The following is a 25550-nucleotide window of genomic DNA, read 5'->3' as shown; positions in this document are numbered from 1 at the left end:
GGTTAGCGCGCTTCTATTGAATTCTGATGACAACTGTGTCCGCGGCACCCGTGGCGTCGATTACGGTCAATCTGGCAAAGCCCGGGCCGGGCGGATCGACCAGCCTTTGGCGGCGGCCGTCGATTTCGCCGACCGACACGCCGTTTACCAGCATGGTCATCGGCAGCACCCCGCCGGCGACCTTGACCGGCATGGCCTGCGCCTGCGGTTCCCCAGCACCGCCCACATCGATCCGCGAGCCGTTTAACGGGAACTGGATGTGGGGCGACTGCTCCCCGCCGGTCCGGACCAGTTCCCCTAGGGGCCGAAACCGCCGCAGCGGCAGCGGAAGTTTGGCATTGCTGGTCATCAGGGTACCTTTTGGCGGTTTGGGCAGCGCTACGGGAAGTTTTCCGGTGCGGGCGAAGGCGTCGAACAGGATCGGCGCCGCAGCAGTGCGGCCGACCAGGCCCGGCACCGGGGCTCCGTCGGGACGCCCGACCCAGACCCCGATGGTGAGGCGGCCGTCGAAACCGACCGACCAGGCATCGCGGTAGCCGTAGCTGGTGCCGGTTTTGAAGGCGATCCGGTTGTGCGGGGCATTTTCAGGCGGCGGGGTACCCATCAGCACATTGCCGACCTGCCAGGCCGCGACCTGATCCATCAACCGGAGGGGATCGCGCGAGTCGTCCTTTGCCTTTGCGTCGACGATCTCGCGCAGCGGCCGCGTCGTGCCGAGCCGCGCCAGCCCGGAATAAAGCTGCGCCAGATCCTGCAAGGTGACGCCAACACCGCCGAGGCCCATCGCAAGCCCCGGCGCCTCGTCTTTCGGCAGCACCAGATTGGCCCCGGCCTGCCTCAGCCGTGACGACAGCCGGCTGGCGCCGACCCGATCGAGCAAAGCGATCGCCGGCACGTTCAGGGATTGCTGCAGCGCCTTGCGCACCGGCACCGTCCCCTGAAAGGTCATGTCGAAATTTTCCGGCGCGTAAGAGCCGAACCGGATCGGCCGATCGTCGATCAGGCTTTCCGGATGAACGAAACCGTCTTCGAACGCCAGACCATAGATGAACGGTTTCAGCGTCGACCCCGGCGAGCGCACCGCGCGGGTCATATCCACCTGCCCGGCGCGCCGATCGTCAAAATAATCGGGCGAACCGACCCGCGCCAGCACATCACCGCTGGCATTGTCGACCGCAACGATGCCGATCGAAATATTCGGACCCAAGGCGACCGCGCGGTCGCGCGCCAGCGCTTCGAGCACCTTCTGAAGGCTGGAATCCAGCGTCAGCGTGATGACCGGCGCGTCTTTTACGGTGGCGAGCGCCGCGTCGGCGGAATGCGGCGCGAGGATCGGCATCGGCTTGCGCAGCCGCGGCACCGGTACCGCTTTCGCCTGCAGTGCATCTTCCTCCGAGACGCGACCATCTTCGACCATGCGGTCGAGCACGCGATCCCGCGCGATGCGCGCGATGTCAGGGTGTCGATCGAGCCGACGGTTTTCCGGCGACTGCGGCAACGCCACCAGGAGCGCCGATTCCGCCAGCGACAATCGTTTCGGCTCCTTGCCGAAATAGGCGATCGAGGCGGCACGAATTCCCTCGAGATTGCCGCCATACGGCGCCAACGCCAGATACAGATCGAGAATCTGGTCTTTTGTCATTTGCCGCTCGATCTCGACGGCGCGGACCATCTGGCGCAGCTTGGCATAGACCGAGCGTTCGCGGCGCGGCTCCAGCAAGCGGGCGAGTTGCATCGTGATGGTCGAGCCGCCGGAGACGATATGGCCGCGGGTGATGAGTTGAAGCGCGGCGCGCCCCAGCGCCAGGGGATCGACCCCGGCGTGGGAGCGGAAGCGCTTGTCTTCATAGCCGAGCAGCACCTTGAGGTAGCCGGGATCGACTCCGGTTTTGGCATCGACCGGCAGCCGCCAGCGGCCGTCGGCCATCGCATAGGCCCGCAACAGCTTGCCGTTGCGGTCGACGATGGTGGTGGAGATTTGCCTCGCCTGCGCCAATGGCAACGGCCCGAGCGAGACCACCCATGTTGCGATGACAAGCGTGACAAGGGCTATGGTTGCGAACGTCACAACGGCGATACGAGTGAAGCGCCGTTTCCTCCGCTCGTCATGCCCGGGCTTGTCCCGGGCATCCACGTCTTCTTTTTTCGTGACCAAAGCCGTGGATGGCCGGGTCATCTGGCGCGAAGACGGCGCTTCGCGCCTTTTGCCCGGCCATGACGCAGGAGCGTTGTTGTGGTCCGTCTCGTTCATTTCGCCGGGCGCACCTCGACTGAGCCGGTGCCGGTGCGGCCGTAGCGCGAGGGGTTGTACATGTCCTCGACATAGGCCTGCGGCAGCACGTATTTGCCGGGCGACACCGCGCGCACCACATAGGCAACCGTGAACACCGCTTTGGCGTCGGCGGCGCGATCGATCGCCGCCGTAAAGCGGTCGTCGCGGAATTCGGTGTTTTCCGGCTCCTCGCCATCCTCGATCCAGTCCAGCGTGCCGGTGTCGCCTGACGAGACCAGATGCGGATTGTCGATCTCAAGCCCGGCCGGGAGATAGTCCGATACCATGATGTGACCGAATTCCGGCTTGGCCTCGGTGATCTTCAGCACCACCGCGAAGCGATCGTTTTGTTTGGCCTTCGACACATCGGCCGGCTTGCCGTCGAGCGTGAAATAATTGCGCTCGATCTTGAAGCCGTTCGAGGCCGCGGGCTCCGGCGTGATCGGCGAACCGCTCACCGAGACCACCGCCTGCACCGCGGCTTCCCCGGTGTTGGTGATCTTGATCGGCTTGCCCGCCATCTCGGCGGCCTTGTAGCTGCGATAGAGCGCGGTCTTGACCGCCGCGCCGTCGAGATCGAGGCTCATGGTTTCCTTTGCCAGCGCGCGCGACGCCAGCACCAGCCAGGCGTTTTCCTGGGTCGAGGTGTAGGGCGTCAGCCCGCGCGCCGTTTCGACGCGCGCGACGGCTTGCGTCAGCGTTGCCCGCGGCGCATTGCCTTCGCTGGCAAGCGAGACCAGCGCCGCCGCGTCGCGCAGGGCGCTGCCGTAATCGACCCGGCCGAACTCCAGCACCGGCTTCGGCGCGAGGCTTTCGAGCGCAGCCGAGTAGACCCGCTCCGCCCGCGTCCGGTCGCCGACCAGCGCCAGCGCCGCCGCCAGTTGCGATTTGGCGATCGGGGTCGCCAGATTGTTCAGCTTGGTGTCGGCGAGATAGCGCAGATCGCCGATCGGCGCGGTGCCGTTGCGGGCGAGCACGTACAGGCCATAAGCGAGATCCCGCCCGCCGTCTTTTTCGGGCTCGGTGGCGTTCACGACGGAATTGCGGACCCGATCGAGCGCGCTTCTGAACAGCACGTCGGGCACCGCAAATCCCTTTTCGCGGGCGCGGGTCAGAAAGTCCGTGACGTAGGCGTCGAGCCAGGCGTCATCGCCGCCGGCCGACCACAGCCCGAACGATCCGTTCGAGCCCTGCCGCGCCAGCAGCCGGTCGATGGCGTCCCTGATGCGCTGGTCGACCTCGGTATCCATCGCGAGATGGGCGCCGACAGCGAGATCGTTGACGTAGAGCAGCGGCAAGGCGCGGCTGGTGATCTGCTCGGAACAGCCATTGGGGTAACGATCAAGCGCCTTCAGGATGGTCGCGGCATCGAGCGCCGTGGACAGGCTAACGGACAGCGAGACGCCGCCGGTGCCCTGCACCAGATCCGAAAACATATCGGATGTCAGCGTCAGGCTCTCGCCCTTGGCCAGCGTGCGGATCGAGCGGCGCGCGAGGATCTGGGTCGCCGCCTTGACGTCGAGCGCATAGTGCCGCGCCAAGGTCAGCCCGTTCGGTCCCTTGATATCGACGTCGAGATTCGCGGTGCCCGCGCCGCCGGCATCGAGCGCCAGCGCCAGCGAGGTGCGCTGCCTGGCGGCGAGATTGACCGTGGTGGCGGGATTGCCTGAGACTTTCACAGGGCCGGAGGCCGTGACGTTGATGGTGTAGTCTCCCGGTGCGCCCTCGACGTTGTCGAGATCGAAACTCATGGTGCCGTGATCGCCAGTGAGCAGGAAGCGCGGCAGCGTCGCCGTCAGCACGACGGGATCGCGCACCGTGACATCTGTTGTGGCGCGGCCGAGTTTGGTTGCGGTCCAGGCCACCGCCATGACGCGCGCGGTGCCGGCAAACTCCGGAATGTCGAAATTGATTTCAGCCGTGCCGTCAGCTGCGACCGTGACAATTCCGGAATAAAGCGCCAGCGGCTTCTGCGTCGGTGGGCTGCCCTGCAATTCGGCGCCGCCGGAATCGCCGCCGGTCTTGAGCTGGCCGCGCGTGCCCTGCATGCCGTCGATCAGTTGCCCATAGAGGTCGCGGATTTCCGAGGTCATGCGGCGCTGGCCGAGATAATAGTCGTCCGGCGCCGGCGGCTTGTAATTGGTCAGATTGAGAATGCCGACATCGACGGCGGCAACGACGATTTTGGCGTCTTCGCCGGGATTGAGGCCGCCGAGCTTGACCGGCAGCTTCAGCGTGGTGCCCGGACGCACCAGGGCCGGCGGCGACAGGTTGACCTGCAGCGTGCGGGTCTTCTTGTCGATGCCGAACCATTTCAGGCCGATGGCGCGGCCCGGCATCCGAACTGCGGCGATATCGAGCGGACGGCGCAGCGTCGCCACCACATAGGCGCCGGTGCCCCAATCCTTGCCGACGGGAATTTTGACCTGCGCGGTGCCCTGCTTGATGTCGGTGGTTTGCGTCGTCAGCAGCCGGTCGCCCAGCACGTTGATGGTCAGCTTGCCGGCCGAGCGCGCGTTGACCGACACCACCATGGTGTCGCCGGACTGGTATTCCGGCTTGTCGATCGAGGTTTCCAAAAGGTCGGGGGTATCGGCGCTGCCGTCGGAATACCAGCCGACATCGAACTGCACCGACGTCAGCGGCCCGTCGGCTTCGGTCGATTTGACGTCGAGCCGATAGCGGCCGGGCGGCGGCGACAGCGTGATCCGCGATGGCTTGTCGGCCGCGACGGTGAGATCCCCGTCGGCCACCCGCGTGGTGGATTTGACCGGCTCGAAATCCCAGGACGAATTCTGGCGATACCATTGATAGCGGGACTCGATCTTCAACAACTCGTAGCGCAGGCCATCGCGTGCCAATGGCTTGCCGTCAGGCGCGACGAACACGACGTCGAACCCGGCCTTGTCGCCTTCGGCGACGCTGGTGTCGCCGAACAGCGGTTTCACGCCGATCATGGCCGACGCGGGTGCTACCGGCAGCACCAGTTTGCGCTCGACCGCGCGGCCGCCGGCTTCCGCCATGCGGATGAAGATCTGGGCTTCCTGCGGGCGTGTCGACGTCGGCGGCTTGGCGAGGCTGACCGGGAAGGTCGCGACGCCATTGGCATCAGCCTCGGGCAGGTTTTCGATCGGCGTACGCTCGTTGCTGGTGGTCTCTTCGTCGGCGACGCCGAACTGGTAACCCGCAAAACCCGCCCGCTCCGAAGCCGGCGCGACCAGCATGTCGCCTTCCAGCTGCAGGCCCGAGGCAGGCGCGCCATAAAGGAAATGGCCCTCGACCTTCAGTTCTACCGGAACATCAGCCTTGATGTGCTTGTCCTTGCTGGATAAATCGAATTCGATCCGCTCGGGGACGTAATCCTCGACCATGAAGGTGGTTTCGCCGACCGCTGCGCCCTTGGGGTCGGTGAATGCCCGCACTCGCCAGGTCCCGGTCGGAACGGCCGAATTGAGCGGAACCGCCATGCTGCGCCCGCCCGCGCCTTGATCCGCCAGCACCGGGCGGCGGAATTCGACGCCGTCGGGCCGCTCGATTACCAGCGTCAGCGGCCCACCGGTGACGGCATTGCCCTGCCCGTCGCGCAGCAGTGCGGTGAGGTACACCGTCTCGTTGGAACGGTAGACGCCACGTTCGGCATAGACGAAGGCATCGGCGCCCGCGGGCACCGCGCGGCCGGAAACGCCGCGATCGGACAGATCGAACGCGCTCGATTTCAGGCTGAGGAAAGCGTAGTCGGCCTTATCGCTGGTCACGGTCAGCAGCGCCGGCGACAGGCCGCCCTCGCCGCGCGCCAGCCCCGCCTCGAACAGCACATGGCCGGACTCGTCGGTCTTGCGGGTCGCCAGGATCTCGTTGTTGCGCGCGACCAGCCGGACCTCGGCCTTGCCGACGGCGTCGGTCGAGGCCAGCGAATTGACGAAGACATGAATGCCGTCATTGCCGGAGAACGCGGTGATGCCGAGATCGGAAACGATGAACCACTGCGTCGCCAGCGAACCGTCGCCGTCGCTGCCGGGGCCCTTGGCCGCGGCGGTCATGACGTAGACGCCCGGCTGCAGATCGCCCAGCGCCTGATCGACCGGAAACGCGGTGGTGACATCCTGGTTGAGCGTGGTCGCGGTGGCGAGTTCGCCCGACCAGACCTTGACGCCGCGCTGGTCGCCAAGGCTGGAGAGTTCATAGTTGTTCAGGCTGCGCTGGAAATCGCTGTCGATCACGGTGTTGATCAGGTTGCGGTCGCCGATCCGGAACACGTCGACCGCGACCGAGGGGGTATTGACGCTGACCAGCGGAATGCCGCGCTGGCCGGTGCGCGGCAGCACATAGGCGCGTCCGGTGAAGCGCACGAACGGCTTGCGATCGCGCACATAGATGTTGAATTCGGCCGATTTCGGCAGCGTCTCCTTGACGGTCGACGGCAGCCCGGCGCGCAGATTGATGTTGTAGCGCTCGCCATGCGTCAGGCCGTCGACACAAAGCTGCTTGCCTTCCGACGACACCGCGGGCTTGTCGCTGCCCGCCAGCGCCAGGAACGGGGTAAAATCGGTGCGCTTGGCGAGGTCCTCGGAGAACTGGAAACAGGCCCGCGGCGAGGCCGAATCGGAATCGACGGTATAGTCCAGGAGCCGGAAGCCGTGCTCGTCGCGCATTTTTTCGTATTGGCCGCGGACGTCGGCGACCTCGCGCATGTCGAGCGAGAGCCGCAGCGCATCCAGTGCCGGGCGCCACAGCGTGCGCTCCGACATCGCGCGGCCGAGCACGGCGAGCGCGTCGGCCTCGTCGCCCGGATTGCCGGCGCGCTGATAGGCGATGTAGGCCGCGGTCGAGGCGCGTTCCAAAAGGAAGGTCTGCTCGCTGCTGTTGGCGGGCCGGATCTGGAAGATGGTGCGGGCGAGCCGGAGCCAGTTGGCGCTGTCGTCAGGCGTGCTGGCTGCGATTTGCCCGAGGATTTGTAGGCCGCTGCGGAAATCGCTGCGTTTGAAGGCGGCGTCGGCGTCGGTTCGCAGGGACGCCCCCGACTTGGCGACCGGTCCGGCCTCGCTCTTGATCTGGGCCTCCAGCTTGATCGCCGAATCCGCCAGATCGTCGCGTTTGAAGGCCTTGTCGGCCGCCTGCGCTGTGACCAGGCCAAGCGCCAGGGTTGCGCAAAGCGTTGCAGCGCGAACCAGACCGATCATGTGGAACTCCCTGCCGCGGACGAGCGCCGCGTATCGAATAGAAGTGCGTTAAAAGGTGACGGACTCATGGCGCCAGAACGGAGTAGCGAAAAAGCCGCATGCGACATTTGTCGGAGTCATTTGTCCTGGGGCTACGTTTCCCAATTTCGAATTATAGCGGCATCCTCCCCGGACCTCATCCTGAGGAGCATCGCGCAGGCGATGCGTCTCGAAGGATGGCCGAGGGCGATGGCCGTGCAAGCCGCCATCCTTCGAGACGCCCGGCTTCGCTGCGCTTCGCCGGGCTCCTCAGGATGAGGTCCGGGGAATTTGAACCAATGGGTTTCATGGTATCGATCGCCTGGTAAGGTTTTCCCGCGCCGAAAGCGGACTTTCCGACGCAGCCTTGCGGGGGTGGCGGACCGAAAGCAATGGTCCGCGCTGCAGCTTTGTCGCGGGATCGCGAAAAAGGGTTCGGAACGGACTTGGCGGGACAGCGGATTTTTCATATTGGCAATGGTATAAGCGCCGCGACGGTCCCATAGCTCAACTGGATAGAGTAACGGATTTCTACTCCGTGGGTTGCAGGTTCGAATCCTGCTGGGATCGCCAGCGATTTCAATAGGATAGATGAAAAATGATTGCCTTTTTCGTGTTGCGCTTAGTATTGAAGAAAACCCTTTGATTTCAGGCATTCCCGTTTAGTCACGAGCAGTCCGCGCAACACGGCCGCAACACGGCGCTTCGTGATTTGTTCTCCCCAAATGGCGGGGCATGAGGATTCTCCTGATGGCAATCGATTGGCTTTTTGCGTCTAAGGCGCTGTCAATCCTGCGTGCAGGCTCTTCAGCAACAAAGTCCTTCTACGATCGCGCGGTCGGAAAATCACCGGCGGCGAACTTTGAAGCTGGAGACAGCGGCGTCGAGTTTCGGATTCAAAATGTGTGTAACGAAACGATCATCATTGAGTCCATCCTGGCGACGCCGCCTCTTCTTGGATTTTCCGCTGGAGATGAGTTGGTCGACATCGTCCGGGCGGTCGTTGCGCAGCGCGGCCACAGCAATGAAGAGGCGCTAGCGGTGCTATCGCCGGGAAATAATGTCTCGATCGGCGTCATCACTTTCGATCCATTTCAGGAAGCGAACGCTGATGAGGGCATAAAGGTTCGTTTGAAATGGCGGTCGGTCACGCGAGGTATGTTTTCGCGAAGTTCCGTTACCAGCAAAATTCAGGTTAGAGACGTTCGTGCTTTAAAGCTTGCCGTCGAGAGAAAACAGCCACGAATTCGCTTTGTTTAGTCTCACCTCTCATCGTCAGGATGCACCCAAACGTAAGGCGCGATCTCGCGCGTTTCCGTCAGCTTTGGATCATGTGCGCACGGGGACAAGTGAGGGACAGCGGCGCGATCGGGTAGAGTCGCTCGCGGCAGGGGTAATCCTTGATGGGTAGGAACGCTTTTTAGAAATTCCGCGTTGACCATTTGCGGCGGTCCTCTCTCCGATGTGTATGTAACACCCTGCCGCCCGCGGTCGTGGCCCTTGCGGTTCCCTAAGACGGGGCCGTTTGGCGGGAACCGACCCTCAAACGCACAACGCCCGCCCGAGCGGAATGGCAGGACGGCAATGCGATATCTCAAGCTGGCAATCCTAGTTTTGGCATATGCGCTGATATCGCCCGCGTTTGCGCAAACCTGTTGCCCCGAGGGCTGCGCGCCAGAGGCCAATCGGTGCGTGACCACGGGTCCGCTGTGGACCAGATGCATTCCCATCGCCTGCGCCGAGGGTTCTCGAAGGCCGTCCGCCGGGTCCTTTGGGACTACGCACGAGCACCGAAAAAGCGCGGTGCTCGCCCGCCCGCCACACACAGCGCGTACTTACGTGGCCCCACGTCAGATTCCCCCGCAGTGCCCATTGATGAATCCGACCAAAGCACAGGTCGACGAGGCGACCAATCAATGCGTGAACGCGTTGACCGGAAGTGCGCGGTTGCGGGGTTGCTTTTTCGAGGACGATGCCGGCAGGGCCGAAGACAAAAGAACTGGCCTGAGCTGCCCTGATCGTCAAGCTGCGCTGGCCAAGCAGTGTCAAAAACGCTGCGCCAACTACGCATCCGATACGAACCATTTGGTGTGCACCGGCAGCTTTCCGAACACCGTCTGGCATATCTCTTTTGGAGATATCTCGGGCGACACCGGTGATTCCGCGCGTGTAGACCTCTGCGGGCCTCGGCTAAGAAGCATCTTCGTGAAAAAGCCGCCACCGGGTTGAGATGGTGACGGCTTCCGAGCGTGAACGGCACCCCTCACTTCTCCTCGTCCGGATGCACCCAAACGTAAGGCACCGTCTCCCGTTCCTCCGTCAGCCTGATCATGTGCACCGGAGGAGCGTAACGCCCCTTCCGGCATGACCGGCATTTCAGCGAGGCTTCAAGTTTCCAGATTGGCGTGTCCTTCGGCCGCCGAACGCAATCGAGCGGGATGCTGGCTTCCATTTTGCACCGATGGCATTTGACCTGGAGCCAACCGAGGCCACCATTGAGGCATTGCCCGATCGTCGGTGACTTTCCTGGCGCGTTCCCGAGCCCCCTGGGCGCGAATCTTGGCGCCAGCTATCTGGGAGCCAAAGATGACCTCGCGCGATTTGGTGCTCATGGGTGCGACTACAGCGCACTTTGCGGGCATCCGGCAATGCCACTAGGATTTGATGTCAGGGACCGCCCGCCACACCACGGGTTTTGTTGATGCATCTTATCCACACGACCCCGGTGAAGTGCACCCTCTGCGAGGGCTGCGGTTGGGTGTGTGAGAACCATCCCCATAAGCCGTGGGAAGGCGAGCACGCCTGCAACTGCGGGGGTGCTGGCGCACCCTGCCCCTGGTGCAATCAGAATGACGCCGGGCATCCGCCGCGGATGCCGGATGGGTTCGACCAGAAGGGCCAACGCCATTAGCCCGTTGGAAGTCGACCAGATGAGAGAAGGATCGCATGCGCACAGAGAAAGAAAAGATGCTGGCGGGCGAGTTGTACCACGCAGGCGATCCGGAAATTCAGGCGGATCAAGCCATCGCAAAAGCATGGATGGTCCATTATAACGGTTCGCTCGCTGCGTCGGCAGCGGAAAGACGGGAACTCCTTCGCGAGCTGTTGTCTGAAGTGGGAGACGGCGCTGTTATCCGGCCGCCATTCCATTGTGACTTTGGCTATAACATCAAGATCGGGACAGACGTTTTCCTCAACTTCAACTGCGTGATCCTCGATGTCGTCGCGGTTACCATTGGCCCCGGAACGCAGATCGGACCTGCTGTCCAGATATACTCTGCCGACCACCCGCGCGATCCTGCGATCAGAAAGACCGGTGCCGAGTTCGGCCGTCCTGTATCGATCGGAAAGAACGTTTGGATAGGCGGCGGCGCTATCATCCTTCCGGGAGTGACCGTTGGGGATGATGCAGTAATCGGGGCCGGCGCGGTTGTCACCCGCGACGTGCCGCAAGGGATTACCGTTGTTGGCAACCCCGCACGAGAACGGAAGTAGAGACCCCCACGCTCATGGGGCGAAAAGCTACCGCCGTATCAGCCCTGTAATCCATGCGGCGCGTCACCTGATCGACAAAAGCCTATACAAAGCATAGGCCCGCCGGGCGTGAACCGGCGGGCTCACCACTCATCGTCCGGATGGCGATTGCCTGCCGGCTTAGGCCGGGCTTCAATGGCACATGCTCGTCGGGCGCGCCGGGGCAACACACTACTGGCCCGATTGGAAACTCAGGAAGCATCGAGGGGAGTATTCGCATGAGAGTTATCTGCGCCGCGGCTATGATCGCGATGCTGGCCGGGCCGGCCTACGCCCAAAGCAAAACGCCCAAGACCCTTGAGGAAATGATGGGCGCAAAGACACCCGAGCAGATCGAAAAGGAACAAGCCACCGACAGGGCCTACAAGGATTCGCTGAAAAAGATTCCAGACGCCAAAACCCCTGCTGACCCGTGGGGCAACGCGCGCAGCACTGACGCGCCCAAGGCCACAGCAAAGACTCCCGCGGCGAAAAAGTCACCGACTAAAACCGGTAACACGGCAAATTAGAGATCGCCCACGATGGCAACCCGGCGCGGCTGGAAACGGCCGTTCGACAAACCGATCCCGCCCCACGCGGCCCTGAATCGGCGCCCTCACCTCTCCTCGTCCGGGGATGCACCCACCGATAAGGCATAATCTCGGCGCGGTTCGGTCAACTTGATTCTGTGAACTGGGGTAACCCGGAGGGCGGCGAGCACGGCCCCGCCGCGGCGGTCGCGTCCATGGGGGTGGACAGGCGGGACCGTGCAGGCCGCATGGTGGCGGACCATTCTAATTAATTGGCGACCTTGACAGCAAAAAGCCGCCACCGGGTTTGAACTCGGTAGCGGCTTTCGACTTCCCGGCATGAACCGGCGGGCTGTCTCGTTTACGCGCTACACCACGGACAGCCGCGTGAGAGATTCCGCCAGGGCGAGCCCGACGAGTTGTCCGGCGCGACCGCGGTAGTGACCGACTTCGATCTCTGCCTCGGCGTAGGCAGTGAGCGCGCGGGCTTGAATGAGCGCGCCCGCCATTGTCTGAGGCTCGATATCACAAGCCTCATAGGCCAACTTCTCGATCTCGTAAGCCGCTTCCCATTGGCTCGCCTTTGCGTCCGGTAAGCCTGATTGTTCGATCGCCGCCTCACGTTCGGCTTCGTATTTTTCCGCGGTCTCGATCAGCCTTACGACCTTCTTGCCGAACGTCGTCCGCCGATCGCAATAGAGGCTCCCCCGAGCAATAGCGGCTTTCGTTTCCTCGGAATTGAGAATTCGCCGGGGCAATCGCGCACACTTTGTGCCATCCACGGTGAAAACATCGTGCAAGATTTCCTTGCCTTCGACGTCGCACTCGCCGGTGGTACAGCCCGCCCGGCGAGCCCTGCGCTCCCGATGAAACCGTTTTCCAATACCCACGAAGTCGTCCGGAAACCGATGCGGGCCTAGCCTTAAGGTGGATGAATAACGGGGTTCGATCATGATGACCGCCATCCTCAGCGCGATTTACCGCCATTTCCTCAAGGCCGCCGTCCTTGGCATGGTGGCGACCCAGGGAGTGCGCCAATGATCGAGATCGTAACAGCGCTGCTGGCCTGCCTCAGTATCAGCGTTTTCCTGGCCCACGCCTTCGACGCTTATCGCACGGGCTAGAACCACGGGGCCGAGGCCCCCACGCATTTCTATTTTGAACCTTTTCGAGGTTCGAGGACCTACCCACGAAGCGCGCGGTCCCTATCCCCCACTTCCCCAAAGAAAGCCCCGCACCCCGATGCGGGGTTTTCGCTTTTCGAGTGCGATATGGCGCCCTGGCGCGGCCGGGGAATCGTTTAAGCTGAGCCGGGCCGCGCAAATGTCAGAACCCTGCAAACCAGGATTTTTGTTTCATGGGCGATCAATCGAGATTCGAGCGTCCACCAGGACCTGATCGCCACTCTCGGAGAGGGCGTATCTTCGTCCTGACGTTCCTAGCCGTCGCCTTAATCGTACCTTTGGGCGTTTACGAAACCATTCCTGTGAAGCAGCACAAAGCGACCGCACCACCACCACCAGATCCGACTGCTCAGGCGATCCATGACCTGCAGGCGTCCCTGCAGCAAGCCGTCAGTCAACTGAGGGCCCTTCAGCAAACGGTCTCATCCGATCGGGCCGAGATTAAGCGGTTGTCCGACGACGTCACCGCGCTGACCGGTAAACTTGAAGCCCTGCAACAATCTTTCGCAAGCGCTCAGCAGGCTCCTGCAGTTCAGCCAACAGAGCCACCAAGGCAGAAGCGCGCAACGGCCCGATAACCCTATGACGGAATCACCCCGCCAAGCGCCCGAGAGAGCCGCTGGTGTGGGTCGGATTTGGGTGCCGGGCGATCCCGGCCACCGCAGGGCCAGCCAGCGGTGCTTATTCGCGGACGGTTAAAACCCGGGCAATATCCCCTGATCTTCCGACCAGTCGATGACCTCGAACATCATTCCGCGCTTGATCATTTCCGCCTCGAGGTCAGCAGCGTGATGTCTCCAATCGGGGGTCTCACGAACGCGGAATTTAGTTTCCGAATCCTGCAGCTTCAGTGCGTCGTCGGCCGCCAGCGCGCCGCGGATGGCCTCGTACATCAAGGTCAGGCTGTCGTTTGTGAACGCTCGGTAGTTCATCGGGTCTCGCCCTATGAAAAAGCCGCCGCTGGGTTGAGATCAGCGACGGCTCCTCTCTCAGCACCACGTGACCGTCAGAAGGTCACCCGAAGGTGCGACGGTTTGGTTAAGTCCCCGTTACCGCAGGGCGTGGACCCCGATCCGACGGCTCGTCATCAGCGCGGCCAGTTGCGTGGACAGGATGGACTGAAATCTTCCATCGGGAGCGGGCCTGATCAAGACAGGCCGGCAAGGTCACGTAGCGGTAAGGGCGTCCGACGTCATGATCGCGGTGGATTGAGCTGTATGCCCCATCCTAGGGGGTGGACCTTTGTAGGACCGTGCGCGTTAATGCGTTTGAGACCGGGGCGACAAACCCGGAGTTTCGGTTATGAGCAGTATCCCGCTCGACGTTCAAAGAAGGTTCGAGCAGCGGTGGGCAGCCAGATTTGCATCGGCCGCGCCCCAAAAGCATCGCCTTGAAAGCCAGCGTCAACAGCTCGCCGCGCCCGACAAAAGCAAAAGGAAAACCCGCCGGCGTAAACGATAGCAAATGGCAAAATCAAGCTATGATAACATAACGCGCCCGATCAGGAAGCGATCAGCCGTCACTGGCACCCTCGTGGGCGTCCGGCTCCAGGCCGGACAGATCAAGGCTATCGATGCGTGGGCCGCGAAGCAAAACCCGCCGGTGACTCGCCCTGAGGCGATACGGGGCATGATCGACGCGATGCTGCATATCCTGTCGAAGGACCCCGGCGACAAACCGGCAAAGAAGGCGAAGATCTGATGAAAGAGAGCACCCTCGCCAAGATCACGGCGTCCGTCGCGGTGGCAAAAGGCATGGCGCAAAAGGCACTAGCTGCTAGCCCAAACCCGCAGTGGACGGAGTACGAAATGCAGTGCATCGACGAATGGATCGCAAGTCAGGGCGGGAAACTGGACCGCTCCGAAGCCATCCGCCGCCTGGTCGAGCTCGGGCTGAAGGCGAAGTCGAAATAGCCCGAGCGCGCGATTTGTCTCGCTATCCCCGGCCAATAGGCGCAGCCTTTGCCGCGGGGCCTCTCCATAGGAGGTCGGTCGTGAGCGGTAATATTTTCAATAGCAATGGCACCCACGTTGCCGTGGTGAACGGCGGGGAAGTCTTCGACCTAGACGGCCAAAAACTCTACGAGCTAAAAGGGATCAACCTCTATCGGCTGTCCGGCGAGTTGGTCGGGCATCTAAGCGGCGCGCACGGCACCGAGAAGCGGCTCGATCGCTCCACCGACAGGCTGTTCCCTGTCAGAGGGAGATCTCGCCAAATCTGATTGCTGAAGGCGCAGGGAAAATGATCCCGATCAAATCAGCCGATCGAACGAGAAAAGAGATGCAAGACCTGGAAGCGATGGCCGCGAAGCTGCTAGAGACCGCCCGCAAGCTTCCATCGGGGCAGGAACGCCACAACGCGCTTCAGGAGATCGAGGGATTTCGGGCGCGGATAACTGCTCTGCAACGCCCGTCGGATATGGCTCAGTCACCGCAACCTTATGACCTTGTAACCCGGCCCTGCACGATTCACGCGGGTCGCTTTCGCTGGGACCTCAGAGAGAACGGAAGACCTATTCAGTCTTCATTAGAATCGTTCGCCACTGAGCAGGAAGCTCACTCGGACGGTCGCCATGAGCTGGAAAAATTAATTCAAGTCTCGAGGTTGTGACTGCCTGATTTGCTGATTTGAGAGTTTTGTGCGTTTGCGCGGCGCCCGCCATGCCAGTTGGAGAGTGCGATGCAAAAGGCTACGACCTTCGAACACGGCGGCAAGGTCTACGAAGTTCGTGCGATTCCGACGTTAAACGGTTGGAAGGTTCGCATTTTTATCGAGGGCATCCCGGCAAATGGCTTCACTTATTCAGTCGACTCCGAAGTCTATCAAGATGCTCCGATCGACGGAGTGCCGGAAGATTTGGTAGCCGGGCTGATGGAAACAGCGGAGCGCGATTTTCGGCGTGGCCTTGCCCAAGAATCGGTGGCCGCCGAAAAAGCTGCCGACGACGATGTCGCGGCGGAAATCGATAAATTCAAACCGTGAGACCCCCCGCCGCTCTTGCAAGCGCAAGCTGACGCCGCTCGTGCGGTCTTGCCTTCGACCTCCGGTTGCGCTTGGATGCTGGCTGGTCGGGGGATCAGCGATATGCATATTCTGGGAATCGTGGCGCTGGCCGTCACGCTGGGTGGCTGCGCTACTAAATATCAAGAAATGGGCTTCACAGGCGGTGTTGCGGCACAGCAGATCACGGCCGACACATGGCGCATCCAATCGCGGGGAAACGCTTATACAGGCGCATCGACCGTCCAGGATTACGTTCTGCTGAAAGCTGCTGAGACGACTCAGGCCGCGGGCGGCACGCACTTTCAGATTATTAGCGCGGCCGATGCAAGCCGCGCATCAACTTTGGTCACGCCCGGAAGCAGCACGACCACATTCGTGGGGAACCAAGCCTTTACGAACACGACGCCAGGGAGCGTCGACACGGTGATCAAACCGGGTCAAGACGTGTACATTCGCGTCCTTAAATTGCCACCTGGTGCAGCCGCGCAAGGCGTCTATTCTGCTGCGGAGATCATTCAGTTTACTGGGCCTCGCGTTCAACGACCGAGCTGATTAAAGGCTCACATGAGAGCGTTAAACTGGAAAGCCAAATTGCAGAGAATCGGGCGCAAGACGAAGCAATGAACCCGCTGGATTGGAACCGCCAACTATGGACATCCCCCTCGGGACATTAAACCTTACGCTCGTCGAAGCCGCTACAAGACAGACCGACGCAGCGATAGATGCCCTGCAACGGGGCGATTACGACGTGGCGGTCACTCTTGCAGGCGCTGCCGAAGGAATGATTCAGCGCGAGGGTCCGCACATGTTTGCGCATTTGCGAGATTCCCCCAGAGTTGAAGAGAAAATGTCAAAGAAGGAATGGATAGCAACGCTCAATCGCGAACTTTACTGGTTGAAGCACGGCGGCCAAAATGAGATGGCGATCGAGTGCGCCGACGCTGCGTTTTTGATAACGCGCGCGGCGTCAAAACTTGAGAAGTGGACTCCGAAAATGGATGAGTTCAAGGTTTGGCTCATGAACAGCCTCGACGCCATCTAATTCAGACATGGCTGATCGCGGCTGGAAGCGCCCATTCGAAGACCCGATCCCGCTGCCGCGCGGTCGCCAGCTCGTCACGCTACAGGACGCGGCCAGCTACATCATGAAGCTGCCGAAGCCCGAACAGAATGGCAGACGGCCATCGGCCGCCTGATCGGTGCCGCCGAGGGCCGTGACTTCCTGATGCATGCGCGGATCGGCGTCTTGCGGGCGTTGAACCGGAACATTGAACGGGTGTTTGATCCAACTCGCGAAGAGCATCATTGGGGGCACCGCAAGCTAGCGAGGGACCGATGACCGTGTTCATCTATGTCAACACAAGCAAACACGTCGGCGATGCCGATCATCTCAAGGTGTTCGCGAATGTCGACGCTGCGGAAAAGTGGTTCGAGGAGAACGACCCGGAAGGCGTGGCGTTTGAGTATGAGGTTCTGGAGTGAAGTATCTCCGAATCGTGGCATGATCCATCTCGCGGCACGTCGGCGATCTTGTGCCGCTCTCCCGAACTTGACCCCGTCGAGGCGCGGCGGGGTTTTTTCGGGTTACCCAGGCCGGGATCGGGATTTCAGATGCGCAACGATTCCCGTGCCGCCGATCCCGACGCCGCCGCCCGCAAGCTCGTCGAGATCGCCAACGCGACCGAGGCGGTTCAGGACGGCCGCATCTATGTCGAGCTGGTCAACGGCGCGTTCCTCGAAGCTGGCGGTACGCCGTACCAGTACCGTGCCGCACTCGCCCGCGCGATCACGTTGGGCTGGCTGTCGCTGCACGAAAGCGGGACCTACGTGAAATTCGCGCCGCCCGGTGCCGAGCTGTTCGCCTGATGGCGGCTAAGTCGTAGGCGACAGAACGTGTAACAAGAAAACAAGCTGAGGGTGCGAAATGACCGAACAACGAGAGTTGCTCCAAAAGAAAATTGAGGCGGAGCGCGAGTACGCGAAGGATGCTCTCGACATCCAGTTTAAGGGTGTCGGATATTTGCTCGCAGCAAATGCCGCAGGAATTGCTGGGTGCATGTCGTTGCTCAAGGATTACTCAACGGTGCCGCCGTTGAAGGGCATCGGCATTTTTATATGCCTCTTCGGCTTGGGATTTATCTCTGCGATAATGGGCTTCCTTGGTACCGTCTCGCACCATCAAGGATGGATGGGAAGTTTCTTGGATCATAACGACAAAGGAACCCGTCCAAATTTGTATGTAATAGCGGCGGTTGCACCGATTGTAATTTCCTGTCTGCTCTTAAGTGGCGCAATTCTGATCATGGTCGCAAAATTTATGTGGCTCTAAACGAGAAAATCGGGCAGCCGCCGTGACGGCTGTCGCGGTTGGAAACGGCACTTCAACGATCCGATAGCGCTGGCAGGCCGTTAGGTGAGTACAAGATGCAGCAACGAATCATGCAGCAGAAGCAATCCGGTCGCGTGCAACCTGTTACATCACGCTGTCGAATTCCTGATAAAAGGGGCGCTATCGAGAACGCACACCTTGGAGGAGCTGCGCAAACACTCGCATCGGCTTCCGCGGCTTTGGGACGCGTTCAAAGCCGAGATCGGCGGCGCAGATTTTAGCCGGTTTGACCCGGCAATCGCCGCGCTCCATGCCTATGAGTATTTACGTTATCCGGACGACGCACTTAAGAATGGCATGGCTTCGACTATTTCGTCTCATCGAGACTTAGCTGGGAATACTGGATTGCCATTACCGCCTGGGCTGCCCCCGGAAATATCCGCTAACATAGCGCGTCGCCGCGCCAGTCTGCCGAAGGTTCCAACCTACGAGCTTTGCCTGCAGGATGTCGACGAAATGGTCGAGGCGATCTTCGCTGCAGCAAAGGTCAACCCACGCTCCTTCTCCAGTCAAGCCAACCTGAAAGCCCAGCAAGTGTTGGTCGACGGCAACTTGGCGTCAGGTCTGCTGAAGTAAAGACCCATGGGGGATACCCGCGAAAAAGCTGGTCCCGACGTTTCGACGATCCGATCCCTCTGGCGCGCGGTCGCCAACTCGTCACGCTGGAGGACGCCGGCAATTACATCACCCGGCTGCCGAAGACGGAGCATACGGCACCGGAATGGCAGATCGCGATGGAGGCCTTGATCTTGGTGGCGACGCTGGGCGGCCCGGCCATGATGGCGCGCATCGCGCGGTCATGCGGGCCCTGAACCGTCAAGTCGAGCGAGTGTTCAATCCCGACCGGAAGGCCGCGCATTGGGGACGGCGGAAGCTCAAGCGAGGTGAATAGTGGGTATTCCGCGCGGGAAGTCGGGCTTTGTCAGGGGAAAGCACCTCCCGCCCTATATCGCCTAGTTGCAATTCCGGTAGGATGCCCGCTTAACGCGGACATTTTCGGAACGGCGATTGAGGGATGCTGAAATATTGGCGCTGGCTTCTTGTATTCGCGCTCGCCGCTGTGGTCGCAATTTGGATTGAATGGTGGGAGTCACTTGGATTTCCTCGTAACCACGAAATATGCAGCGAAGCCAAGGCTCCCTATGATTGCGAAAGTTACAACATACTCTTCTATTCGGCTTGGACGTTCGGCAAAGCGGTTGACCATTGGAGTTCGCTGATAACTGCCGTTGCTACTGGCATGATCGGCTTGTTCACCTACACGCTCTATAAAGCCACCATTGGAATGGTTGAGGTCGCTAAAATCCAATCTGCCGACATGAAGCGATCCATTGTCGCATCTGAAATCGCCGCCGACGCCGCTCAAAGTTCGGCTGAAACCGCCAAAAAGGCACTCTTCGCCGCTAATCGCCCTGTTATTACGATTGGTGAGCTTGAGTTGGTTGAATCCGATGTTGCCCTCAACAAGCCCCTTATCACATGGGCACTGAGAAATCCGGGGCCGGGGTTTGCAGTCGTCAACCATATTAAGGTTGAGATCGTCATGCAGGGTGACGATACCCCGCGCATATTCTCCCGCCAATCTTCCGGGTGGCATGGGACCATCGAAGTAGGAAAGACATCCAGCGGGCACCAAGTCACCACGCCAACGATGCAGGCGCGGATTAAGGAAATACTCGCTGGTCGCCTTCTTCTCTACTTCAATATCGAACTGCAATTGATGGACGTGATGGAAAACCGAAGCAGCGCCCGATTTCCGTTTATCTTCGATTCCCAAGTAAACTCCTTCAAACCCACTAGCCCGCTGGTTATAGGAGATGAAAAAAACGATAGCCAAGCATAGCGCCGCGCCGCCCTGTCTCAACCAGCGCAGTAGCTTGCTATTAGGACACTTGTGCGACCCGCGTCACGGGATGCGCAGATCAAACCGCTCGACGGTCGCGATCCCGGCATTCGTGACGGTCACCGACACCGGCCGCGTGCTGCCCTCGGTCGCCGCGACGAGCGCGCCGCTCGACGAGACCTCGAACCGTTGCACGACCGCATGCGGCAGGATGCGCTGGCTCTCGCCGATCTTCTCGACGATGTAGCCCATCGCGGTGAGCTGGGCTGGCAGCGGCGATCCGACGAGCGCATCGAACCGCAATTCACGCGCACCTCGAACGGATGCCGCCGCGCTTGCTGATGTGGGTGTTGATGTGGGCGGCCCGCCCGCCAAAAGATCACCCTCGGAGAGATGCGCGCCGCCGGTGTTCGCCGTCTGCCGACCTACTGCAGCGACATCGCTGCAGCCATTGGTCACGGATCAATGCCGATCAGCGCGCGCACGGTGCGCAGCTCTCAGATTTCGAGCCGGGCTTTGTCTGCACCGCCTGTCCGAGATGATCCAAATCGGGCCGAAGCTTGCCACGACCGGTTAGAACCCAGGCAGCCGCCGCTCCCCAAGCGAGCAACGCGGCAAAGATATCGAGGTACATTGACATTCGGCGATCCCCATCCAACCTTGAGCCGACGATGATCAATTATCGCACGCCGCAGGTCACGCCGCTTGTAAAAGCCGCGAGCTGCTATTCAAAAACGAACACAGACGGTTTTCGTTTGTGATTTGCCGGAACCTGTCGCGCTTTCCGTGGCTCGCGCCCGTGATCGCCCTGTAAAAATATCGAACATTCCAGCAACGCATCCCTAAGAGTGGATACAACATGCTGCCGCGCATCGGCGTTATGAGGGCGCTGAACCGTGACGTCGAGCGCGTGTTCAATCTCGACCGGAAGGATCATCATTGGGGACGCCGAAAGCTGGCGTGGAATCGATGACGCGCGGCTTGAAATGAAAGAGACCGCCAACTTTGGCGGCCTTACTTCTTTGGCGGCAACGCATACCAGTGCAGAGTTAGCAGTCCTGCGAACGAGCCGGTCAATGCCAGCACGACCGTCATCAGGATCGAATACTTTCGCATCCTCTTAGCTCTGCCGGTCTGAATTACGAGCATACAGCCCCCATCCGTTGATACCGCAGGGTACACGCTCCGGTGGATTAGGACACTCCCAAATCCAACTTAGGACAACTTGGGGTTAAATACGGACAGTACCCGCTGGCCCCATGCCCGTTGGAACCCCAAAAGGGACCACGCGGGTTTTTGAAAGGGGCCACTGATAAAGTGGCGGTACTGGCCGAATTAGGCCACTCTCGCCAAATCAAAACAGGCCACTAATGCGAAAAGCCCGGCAAGATGGCCGGGCTGATCGAAAGTATTCATTGGACTAATGCGGAGACCACTGAACTGAATAATGCTCAGTGGCGTTGGTTGGGGCCGGACAGCGCAATCCCCCTGCAATGACCATAACAGCACAAACGCACTGCGCCGTCTGTTCAAAATTGCTCACCTTCTGGGGCCGATTTTTGGGCCACTCGCAGATTCAAAACAGGCCACTAACGCACAACGCCGCCAAGCTGAATGAATGCTAAGCGGCGCTGCACTGGGACTGGAAATTGCAATCCTCCAGTAACCGATTGGTCGGGCCAGGCCCGGCAAAGGTTCAAAGGAACGCTTATGTTCACCCAGTCAACGTCGCTGATCAGCGAGGCATAGAATACCGATCCAATGGTGACAGTGATAGAACACCGCCGGATCGCCGGATATCGGTCCAGCCTCGACTCGCCAGCATCAGCCAGCGTCATCCTTGACGCGAGATCGGCTGGCATCGGGTAACGGCCAGCGGAAGCGTGATGTCTGCTATACCTTGATGAACCGACATGGGCAGCTCGGCTGGTTAGGTCCGTTTAAGTGCCCAACAACGGAAGTTGCCTCATCACCACGAATACCGCGTGACGCCCTTGCCGGCGTAGCTGCGGGTGACGTCGGAGAATTCGCCTCGAAAGTGGCGGCAAGCGAGAAACCGTTCAGCCATTTCAGTTCAGCGGAGGCAGTTGTGAGCGCGGATTCATGCGCAGGCGCGGCGCCGTTGACGACGAAGCTTCCGCCCGGCAGCGTCTGGAAGGTGGCGGCGATATAGCGGTCGGTATTGAAATCGTGGGCCCAGGCAAGGCGGCCGCGCACGGTGAAGATCGCGTCCTGCATCGCCCAGGATTTATCGGTGCGCACACCCAACTCGCTGCGTGTCGCCGTGACGCTCTTCGAAGCGTAGTTGAGCGCGAAGGTGTTGGCGCCGGACAGCGCCTGCTCGGTATAGGCCGGCAGATCGAACGTCGTGAACTGTCCGGCGGCATAAGGCGCGAGGCCCATCCACGGCGTGACGAAACGATAGCCGCCTTCGACGCGGCCCGAGAATGCATTGGCGTTGAACCTTGCACGCAATTGATCGACGCCCGCGATCGTCACGGTGCGGTCGCTGACCGTCGCGTAGATCAACGACCAAACGGGCGGGGCGTGCGGCTGATCGCGCGCGGCTACCGGGACATGTACGCGGCGGCGAACCGCGTTCCGGCAGAGTGAAGCTAGGATCGCGGAGTCCGGAAGCGTCCCCGCCGGGCTCCGCGACCAGCCATGCGTTAGTACGGAAGGCGCGGCTTCGGTCGAAGACGCGGGACGTGCGACTGGAATCCGGTCCTGCCCCCTTCCGTTGATCCAGATCAACGCCCGAGACCCCCGATACGGTGTCCTCGACCACAGAACGCCTTGGGTCTTTCGGGGAGAGAACATTGAACGCGCAGATTCATCCGATGGGCCCGCATCATCTGCCCTTCTACCTCGCCCCGGGAAGCGGGACCGATGTCCTGATGGTCGTGATGGGCATCTTTCTGGTTGCCGCGCTGATCTGGGTCGGCACGCTTTATTTGCGGTTGCACAGCCTGCCGGAGCGCATGGCGCACAAGTCGGAGAAGCTGCAGTTCGAGATCGTGGCCATTCTGGGCCTGCTGGCACTCTTCACGCACATCCACCTGTTCTGGGTGGCGGGGCTGCTGCTTGCCATGATCGATATCCCCGATTTCGGAACCCCGCTGCGCAGCATCGCAGGATCGGTCGAGAAGATCGCAGACACCATGCCGGATACCGGTGGCGGAACTGGGCAGGAACCCAGCTTGGCTCCCGGCTCAGTTCCGCCCGACACTGCAAAGAAGGGGGCGAGCATCGCAAAGCAGGCGAGAGGCGGCCATGTTTGAGCTGATCATATGCTCCCTTGTGACGATCCTTCCCGATTACCTCTACCGCCGCTATGTCCAGAACAAGCGGTTCGGCAAGGAGATCACGTTCTATTCGGTCTGGTACGAGCTCAGATGGGGCATCACCGGATGTCTGATGCTGACGATCTCGCTGATAACGATGATCTTCTATTTTCATCCCTCGACCACCAGCGCCACGTTGTTCTTCAGGACGGTTCCGATTCTTCCCGAAGGGTCGGGACGTGTGGCGGAAGTCAACATCGGCTTCAGTGCGCCGGTCTCCAAGGGCGACGTGATCTTCAGGCTGGATAGCTCGAAACAGGACGCGGCGCTCGAAACGGCCAAGCGCAAGATCGCGGAGGTCGATGCCGCGATGGTGTCGGCGGAATCGGAGGTGGTCAAGGCGGAAGCCCAGGTTCAGGAAGCCACGGCCAATCTCCAGCAGGCCAAGGACGAGCTCGACGTCAAGAGCGAACTGCAGCGCCGCAATCCCGGCATCGTGCCGCAGCGCGACATCGAGAAGCTGCAGGTGATGGTCAACCAGCGCCAGGCCGGGGTCGATGCGGCCGCCGCGGTGAAGCAATCGGCGTCCTTGCGCGTCTCGACGCTCCTGCCGGCGGAAAAGGCGAGCGCCGAAGCGGCGTTGGCGCAGGCGCAGGTGGACCTGGACAAGACCTTCGTCCGCGCCGGGGTTACCGGCCGGGTCGAACAGTTCGCGCTGCGCACGGGCGACGTGGTCAATCCATTCATGCGGCCCGCCGGGATTCTGATTCCGGAAGGCGCCGGCCAGCGGGTGCTGCAGGCGGGTTTCGGCCAGATTGAGGCTCAAGTCATGAAGGAAGGGATGGTGGCGGAGGCGACCTGCGTCTCCAGGCCCTGGGTGATCATCCCGATGGTCGTCACCACGGTTCAGGATTACATCGCCGCCGGTCAGTTTCGCGGCGGCGAGCAGCTGGTCGAAGCGCAGAACATCACCAGACCCGGGACGATCCTCGTCTACCTGGAGCCGCTCTACAGGGGCGGCCTTGAGGGGGTGACGGCCGGCAGCAGCTGTATCGTCAACGCCTACACCAGCAACCACGAGGAAATCTCTGCGAAGGAGACCGGCACCGGCCGCAAGATCGCTTTGCATGTCGTCGACGGCGTCGGACTGGTGCACGCGCTGCTGCTGCGAATCCAGGCGCTGCTGCTGCCGATCAAGACGTTGGTGCTGACCGGCCACTGATGGCGCTTGGAGCCCCCGCGCTGTCGGTGAAGGACTTCGCCAGCTACCGGCAGGATCTCATCGTTGGCATGAGCCTTCAGGTTTCCGCGCCACTTGGACAGTACGACAACAGCAGCTGCTCAACCTCGGCAACAATCGCTGGTCGTTCAAGCCTCATCTGGGGATTTCCAAGGCCTGGGGTCACTGGACATTCGAGGTCGCCCCCAGCGTGACAATCTTCAGCGACAACACCGACTTCTTCGGCGGCAATACTTTCGCTCAGGCGCCAATCTACGCCGTTCAGGCACATATCCTCTACACGTTCCAGTCCGGTGTCTGGATGGCGCTCGACGGGATCTATTTCACGGGCGGCCACACCACGCTGAACGGCGTAAAGGGCGACAACGAGCAACGGAACACGCGGGCCGGTTTCACCCTCGCGCTACCGATCGACCGCCGTAACTCGCTGAAGTCTTCCGCCAGCACCGGCATCTCAACTCGCACCGGCAGCGAATTCAGTGCAGCCGGCATCGCGTGGCAGTATCGATGGGGCGAGGGATATTGAAAAGCGGTGGGGGGCCTTCAGCCGCTGCGCGCTCTCTCACTTTTGCGTGCAGACAGGCCGAAGCGTCTCTTCGATGCTGCGGGCCTTGGCATACTCAATCAGTGCCAGCCGGGCTGCTTCGCAACGCTCTGCACTCGAAAATTCCTGTGTCGATATCGTGGCGCCCTGGACAGCACCGCCGAGCCAGCTAACGACGATCAGAACATGGATCATAATGTGTTCTCCACTGTCGAGTTCGGCCGGTGTGGCCGATCCATCGGCCATCCACGTTGCGCCCAATAAGTGGCCGACGGCTGATCTATATCAACACGGAGCAGATATCACTTTGCAGGTGACTTCCTGACCGTCGGGACTCGCCACCAACCTCCAATCGTGGCGCGACTTGTCGCTGATGCCGGAAAGGATCCGGCTCGAAGGCCGTGCGGACATTGATCCATCTGTCCCTGTCGGAAACTCAATCTTGCTGGCAACTGATATCGAATCGGGCGATGCTCCTGCCTTATGCGAGAGGTTTGTAGCGTAATTTGGTTGGCGTTGGTCGGAGCATTCCGGTCGCGGGCCTCGCTTG

Annotated in this window: 27 protein-coding genes, 1 tRNA gene and 1 pseudogene; 20 read left to right on the top strand and 9 right to left on the bottom strand. The window is 61.1% G+C overall.

Annotated elements, in window-relative coordinates:
• Window positions 1–13 precede the first annotated feature (13 nt).
• Window positions 14–2251, bottom strand: a complete 2238-nt coding sequence (gene pbpC / locus B5527_RS18485; protein WP_079602807.1) for a penicillin-binding protein 1C — start codon at window positions 2249–2251, stop codon at window positions 14–16.
• On the bottom strand, window positions 2248–7452 hold the full coding sequence (locus B5527_RS18480) for an alpha-2-macroglobulin family protein (RefSeq protein ID WP_079602806.1): 5205 nt from the start codon (window positions 7450–7452) through the stop codon (window positions 2248–2250). Before B5527_RS18480 ends, pbpC begins: the two co-directional genes overlap by 4 nt.
• Before the next feature lie 514 nt (window positions 7453–7966).
• Here B5527_RS18480 and B5527_RS18475 point away from each other — a divergent pair.
• From B5527_RS18475 to B5527_RS18445, 5 genes are all read left to right on the top strand, one after another.
• A tRNA-Arg gene (locus B5527_RS18475) sits at window positions 7967–8043 on the top strand.
• Window positions 8044–8220: 177 nt separating this feature from the next.
• Complete coding sequence (locus tag B5527_RS18470; protein ID WP_154072347.1) at window positions 8221–8730, top strand: hypothetical protein; 510 nt, start codon at window positions 8221–8223, stop codon at window positions 8728–8730.
• 615 nt (window positions 8731–9345) lie between these two features.
• Complete coding sequence (locus tag B5527_RS18465) at window positions 9346–9699, top strand: hypothetical protein (RefSeq protein ID WP_079602804.1); 354 nt, start codon at window positions 9346–9348, stop codon at window positions 9697–9699.
• A gap of 717 nt (window positions 9700–10416) precedes the next feature.
• Window positions 10417–10965, top strand: a complete 549-nt coding sequence (locus tag B5527_RS18450) for a sugar O-acetyltransferase (RefSeq protein WP_079602802.1) — start codon at window positions 10417–10419, stop codon at window positions 10963–10965.
• A gap of 281 nt (window positions 10966–11246) precedes the next feature.
• Entirely contained in the window at window positions 11247–11513 is a 267-nt protein-coding gene (locus B5527_RS18445) for a hypothetical protein (protein WP_245332644.1), read from the top strand.
• Between the two features lie 368 nt (window positions 11514–11881).
• Here B5527_RS18445 and B5527_RS18440 read toward each other — a convergent pair whose 3' ends face one another.
• Together B5527_RS18440 and B5527_RS18430 are read right to left on the bottom strand one after the other, a co-directional pair.
• Window positions 11882–12478, bottom strand: a complete 597-nt coding sequence (locus tag B5527_RS18440; protein WP_079602800.1) for a hypothetical protein — start codon at window positions 12476–12478, stop codon at window positions 11882–11884.
• A gap of 914 nt (window positions 12479–13392) precedes the next feature.
• Entirely contained in the window at window positions 13393–13629 is a 237-nt protein-coding gene (locus B5527_RS18430) for a hypothetical protein (RefSeq protein WP_079602798.1), read from the bottom strand.
• A 532-nt stretch (window positions 13630–14161) separates the two neighbouring features.
• Here B5527_RS18430 and B5527_RS18425 point away from each other — a divergent pair.
• The 7 genes from B5527_RS18425 to B5527_RS18395 all read left to right on the top strand — a co-directional run bounded on the left by B5527_RS18425 (window position 14162) and on the right by B5527_RS18395 (window position 16742).
• The gene (locus tag B5527_RS18425; RefSeq protein ID WP_079602797.1) at window positions 14162–14398 is read left to right on the top strand and encodes a hypothetical protein; all 237 of its coding nucleotides are present in this window, start codon (window positions 14162–14164) and stop codon (window positions 14396–14398) included.
• Window positions 14398–14610: a hypothetical protein gene (locus B5527_RS18420; RefSeq protein WP_079602796.1), complete on the top strand. Its 213-nt coding sequence runs from the start codon at window positions 14398–14400 to the stop codon at window positions 14608–14610. Before B5527_RS18425 ends, B5527_RS18420 begins: the two co-directional genes overlap by 1 nt.
• Before the next feature lie 80 nt (window positions 14611–14690).
• Window positions 14691–14918, top strand: a complete 228-nt coding sequence (locus tag B5527_RS18415) for a hypothetical protein (RefSeq protein ID WP_079602795.1) — start codon at window positions 14691–14693, stop codon at window positions 14916–14918.
• Between the two features lie 20 nt (window positions 14919–14938).
• Window positions 14939–15307 carry a hypothetical protein gene (locus B5527_RS18410; protein ID WP_079602794.1) on the top strand — a complete coding sequence of 123 codons (369 nt, stop codon included), beginning with the start codon at window positions 14939–14941 and terminating at the stop codon, window positions 15305–15307.
• Window positions 15308–15376: 69 nt separating this feature from the next.
• A complete protein-coding gene (locus B5527_RS18405; protein WP_079602793.1) occupies window positions 15377–15679 on the top strand; it encodes a hypothetical protein in 303 nt (100 codons plus the stop codon).
• A gap of 102 nt (window positions 15680–15781) precedes the next feature.
• Window positions 15782–16252 (top strand): CC0125/CC1285 family lipoprotein, encoded by a 471-nt coding sequence (locus B5527_RS18400; protein ID WP_154072346.1) that lies wholly within the window; start codon window positions 15782–15784, stop codon window positions 16250–16252.
• Between the two features lie 97 nt (window positions 16253–16349).
• Entirely contained in the window at window positions 16350–16742 is a 393-nt protein-coding gene (locus B5527_RS18395) for a hypothetical protein (protein ID WP_079602791.1), read from the top strand.
• A 96-nt stretch (window positions 16743–16838) separates the two neighbouring features.
• Here B5527_RS18395 and B5527_RS44130 read toward each other — a convergent pair whose 3' ends face one another.
• Window positions 16839–17006, bottom strand: coding sequence for a hypothetical protein (locus B5527_RS44130; RefSeq protein ID WP_154072345.1), 168 nt, complete (start codon window positions 17004–17006; stop codon window positions 16839–16841).
• A 29-nt stretch (window positions 17007–17035) separates the two neighbouring features.
• Between B5527_RS44130 and B5527_RS45365 the strand changes: the two genes are divergently transcribed.
• From B5527_RS45365 to B5527_RS44125, 4 genes are all read left to right on the top strand, one after another.
• On the top strand, window positions 17036–17182 hold the full coding sequence (locus B5527_RS45365) for a hypothetical protein (RefSeq protein ID WP_172842585.1): 147 nt from the start codon (window positions 17036–17038) through the stop codon (window positions 17180–17182).
• A 129-nt stretch (window positions 17183–17311) separates the two neighbouring features.
• Window positions 17312–17566, top strand: a complete 255-nt coding sequence (locus B5527_RS18385) for a hypothetical protein (RefSeq protein ID WP_079602790.1) — start codon at window positions 17312–17314, stop codon at window positions 17564–17566.
• Window positions 17567–17624: 58 nt separating this feature from the next.
• A complete protein-coding gene (locus B5527_RS18380) occupies window positions 17625–18029 on the top strand; it encodes a hypothetical protein (protein ID WP_079602789.1) in 405 nt (134 codons plus the stop codon).
• Window positions 18030–18227: 198 nt separating this feature from the next.
• Window positions 18228–18665: a hypothetical protein gene (locus tag B5527_RS44125; RefSeq protein WP_154072344.1), complete on the top strand. Its 438-nt coding sequence runs from the start codon at window positions 18228–18230 to the stop codon at window positions 18663–18665.
• 103 nt (window positions 18666–18768) lie between these two features.
• Here B5527_RS44125 and B5527_RS44120 read toward each other — a convergent pair whose 3' ends face one another.
• The gene (locus B5527_RS44120; RefSeq protein ID WP_154072343.1) at window positions 18769–18948 is read right to left on the bottom strand and encodes a hypothetical protein; all 180 of its coding nucleotides are present in this window, start codon (window positions 18946–18948) and stop codon (window positions 18769–18771) included.
• Between the two features lie 156 nt (window positions 18949–19104).
• On the opposite strand from B5527_RS44120, the gene B5527_RS18370 reads away from it, so the two are divergent.
• Window positions 19105–19932 carry a hypothetical protein gene (locus B5527_RS18370; protein ID WP_079602788.1) on the top strand — a complete coding sequence of 276 codons (828 nt, stop codon included), beginning with the start codon at window positions 19105–19107 and terminating at the stop codon, window positions 19930–19932.
• 63 nt (window positions 19933–19995) lie between these two features.
• On the opposite strand, the gene B5527_RS44115 is transcribed toward B5527_RS18370, so the two are convergent.
• Entirely contained in the window at window positions 19996–20391 is a 396-nt protein-coding gene (locus B5527_RS44115; protein ID WP_154072342.1) for a hypothetical protein, read from the bottom strand.
• Between the two features lie 1510 nt (window positions 20392–21901).
• A pseudogene (locus B5527_RS46360) lies at window positions 21902–22443 on the bottom strand (autotransporter outer membrane beta-barrel domain-containing protein); the annotation flags it as partial.
• A 329-nt stretch (window positions 22444–22772) separates the two neighbouring features.
• On the opposite strand from B5527_RS46360, the gene B5527_RS18355 reads away from it, so the two are divergent.
• The 3 genes from B5527_RS18355 to B5527_RS18345 all read left to right on the top strand — a co-directional run bounded on the left by B5527_RS18355 (window position 22773) and on the right by B5527_RS18345 (window position 24982).
• Window positions 22773–23213 (top strand): hypothetical protein, encoded by a 441-nt coding sequence (locus B5527_RS18355; protein ID WP_079607363.1) that lies wholly within the window; start codon window positions 22773–22775, stop codon window positions 23211–23213.
• Window positions 23206–24438: an HlyD family secretion protein gene (locus B5527_RS18350; RefSeq protein WP_079602786.1), complete on the top strand. Its 1233-nt coding sequence runs from the start codon at window positions 23206–23208 to the stop codon at window positions 24436–24438. The genes B5527_RS18355 and B5527_RS18350 overlap by 8 nt, the downstream gene beginning before the upstream one ends.
• A 115-nt stretch (window positions 24439–24553) precedes the next feature.
• Entirely contained in the window at window positions 24554–24982 is a 429-nt protein-coding gene (locus B5527_RS18345) for a transporter (RefSeq protein ID WP_079602785.1), read from the top strand.
• A 36-nt stretch (window positions 24983–25018) separates the two neighbouring features.
• On the opposite strand, the gene B5527_RS18340 is transcribed toward B5527_RS18345, so the two are convergent.
• The gene (locus tag B5527_RS18340; RefSeq protein ID WP_079602784.1) at window positions 25019–25246 is read right to left on the bottom strand and encodes a hypothetical protein; all 228 of its coding nucleotides are present in this window, start codon (window positions 25244–25246) and stop codon (window positions 25019–25021) included.
• Window positions 25247–25550 lie beyond the last annotated feature (304 nt).

This window comes from Bradyrhizobium erythrophlei, assembly GCF_900129425.1.
GTDB classification, from domain to species: Bacteria; Pseudomonadota; Alphaproteobacteria; order Rhizobiales; family Xanthobacteraceae; genus Bradyrhizobium; species Bradyrhizobium erythrophlei_C.
This window is presented reverse-complemented; position numbering and strand designations above follow the sequence as displayed.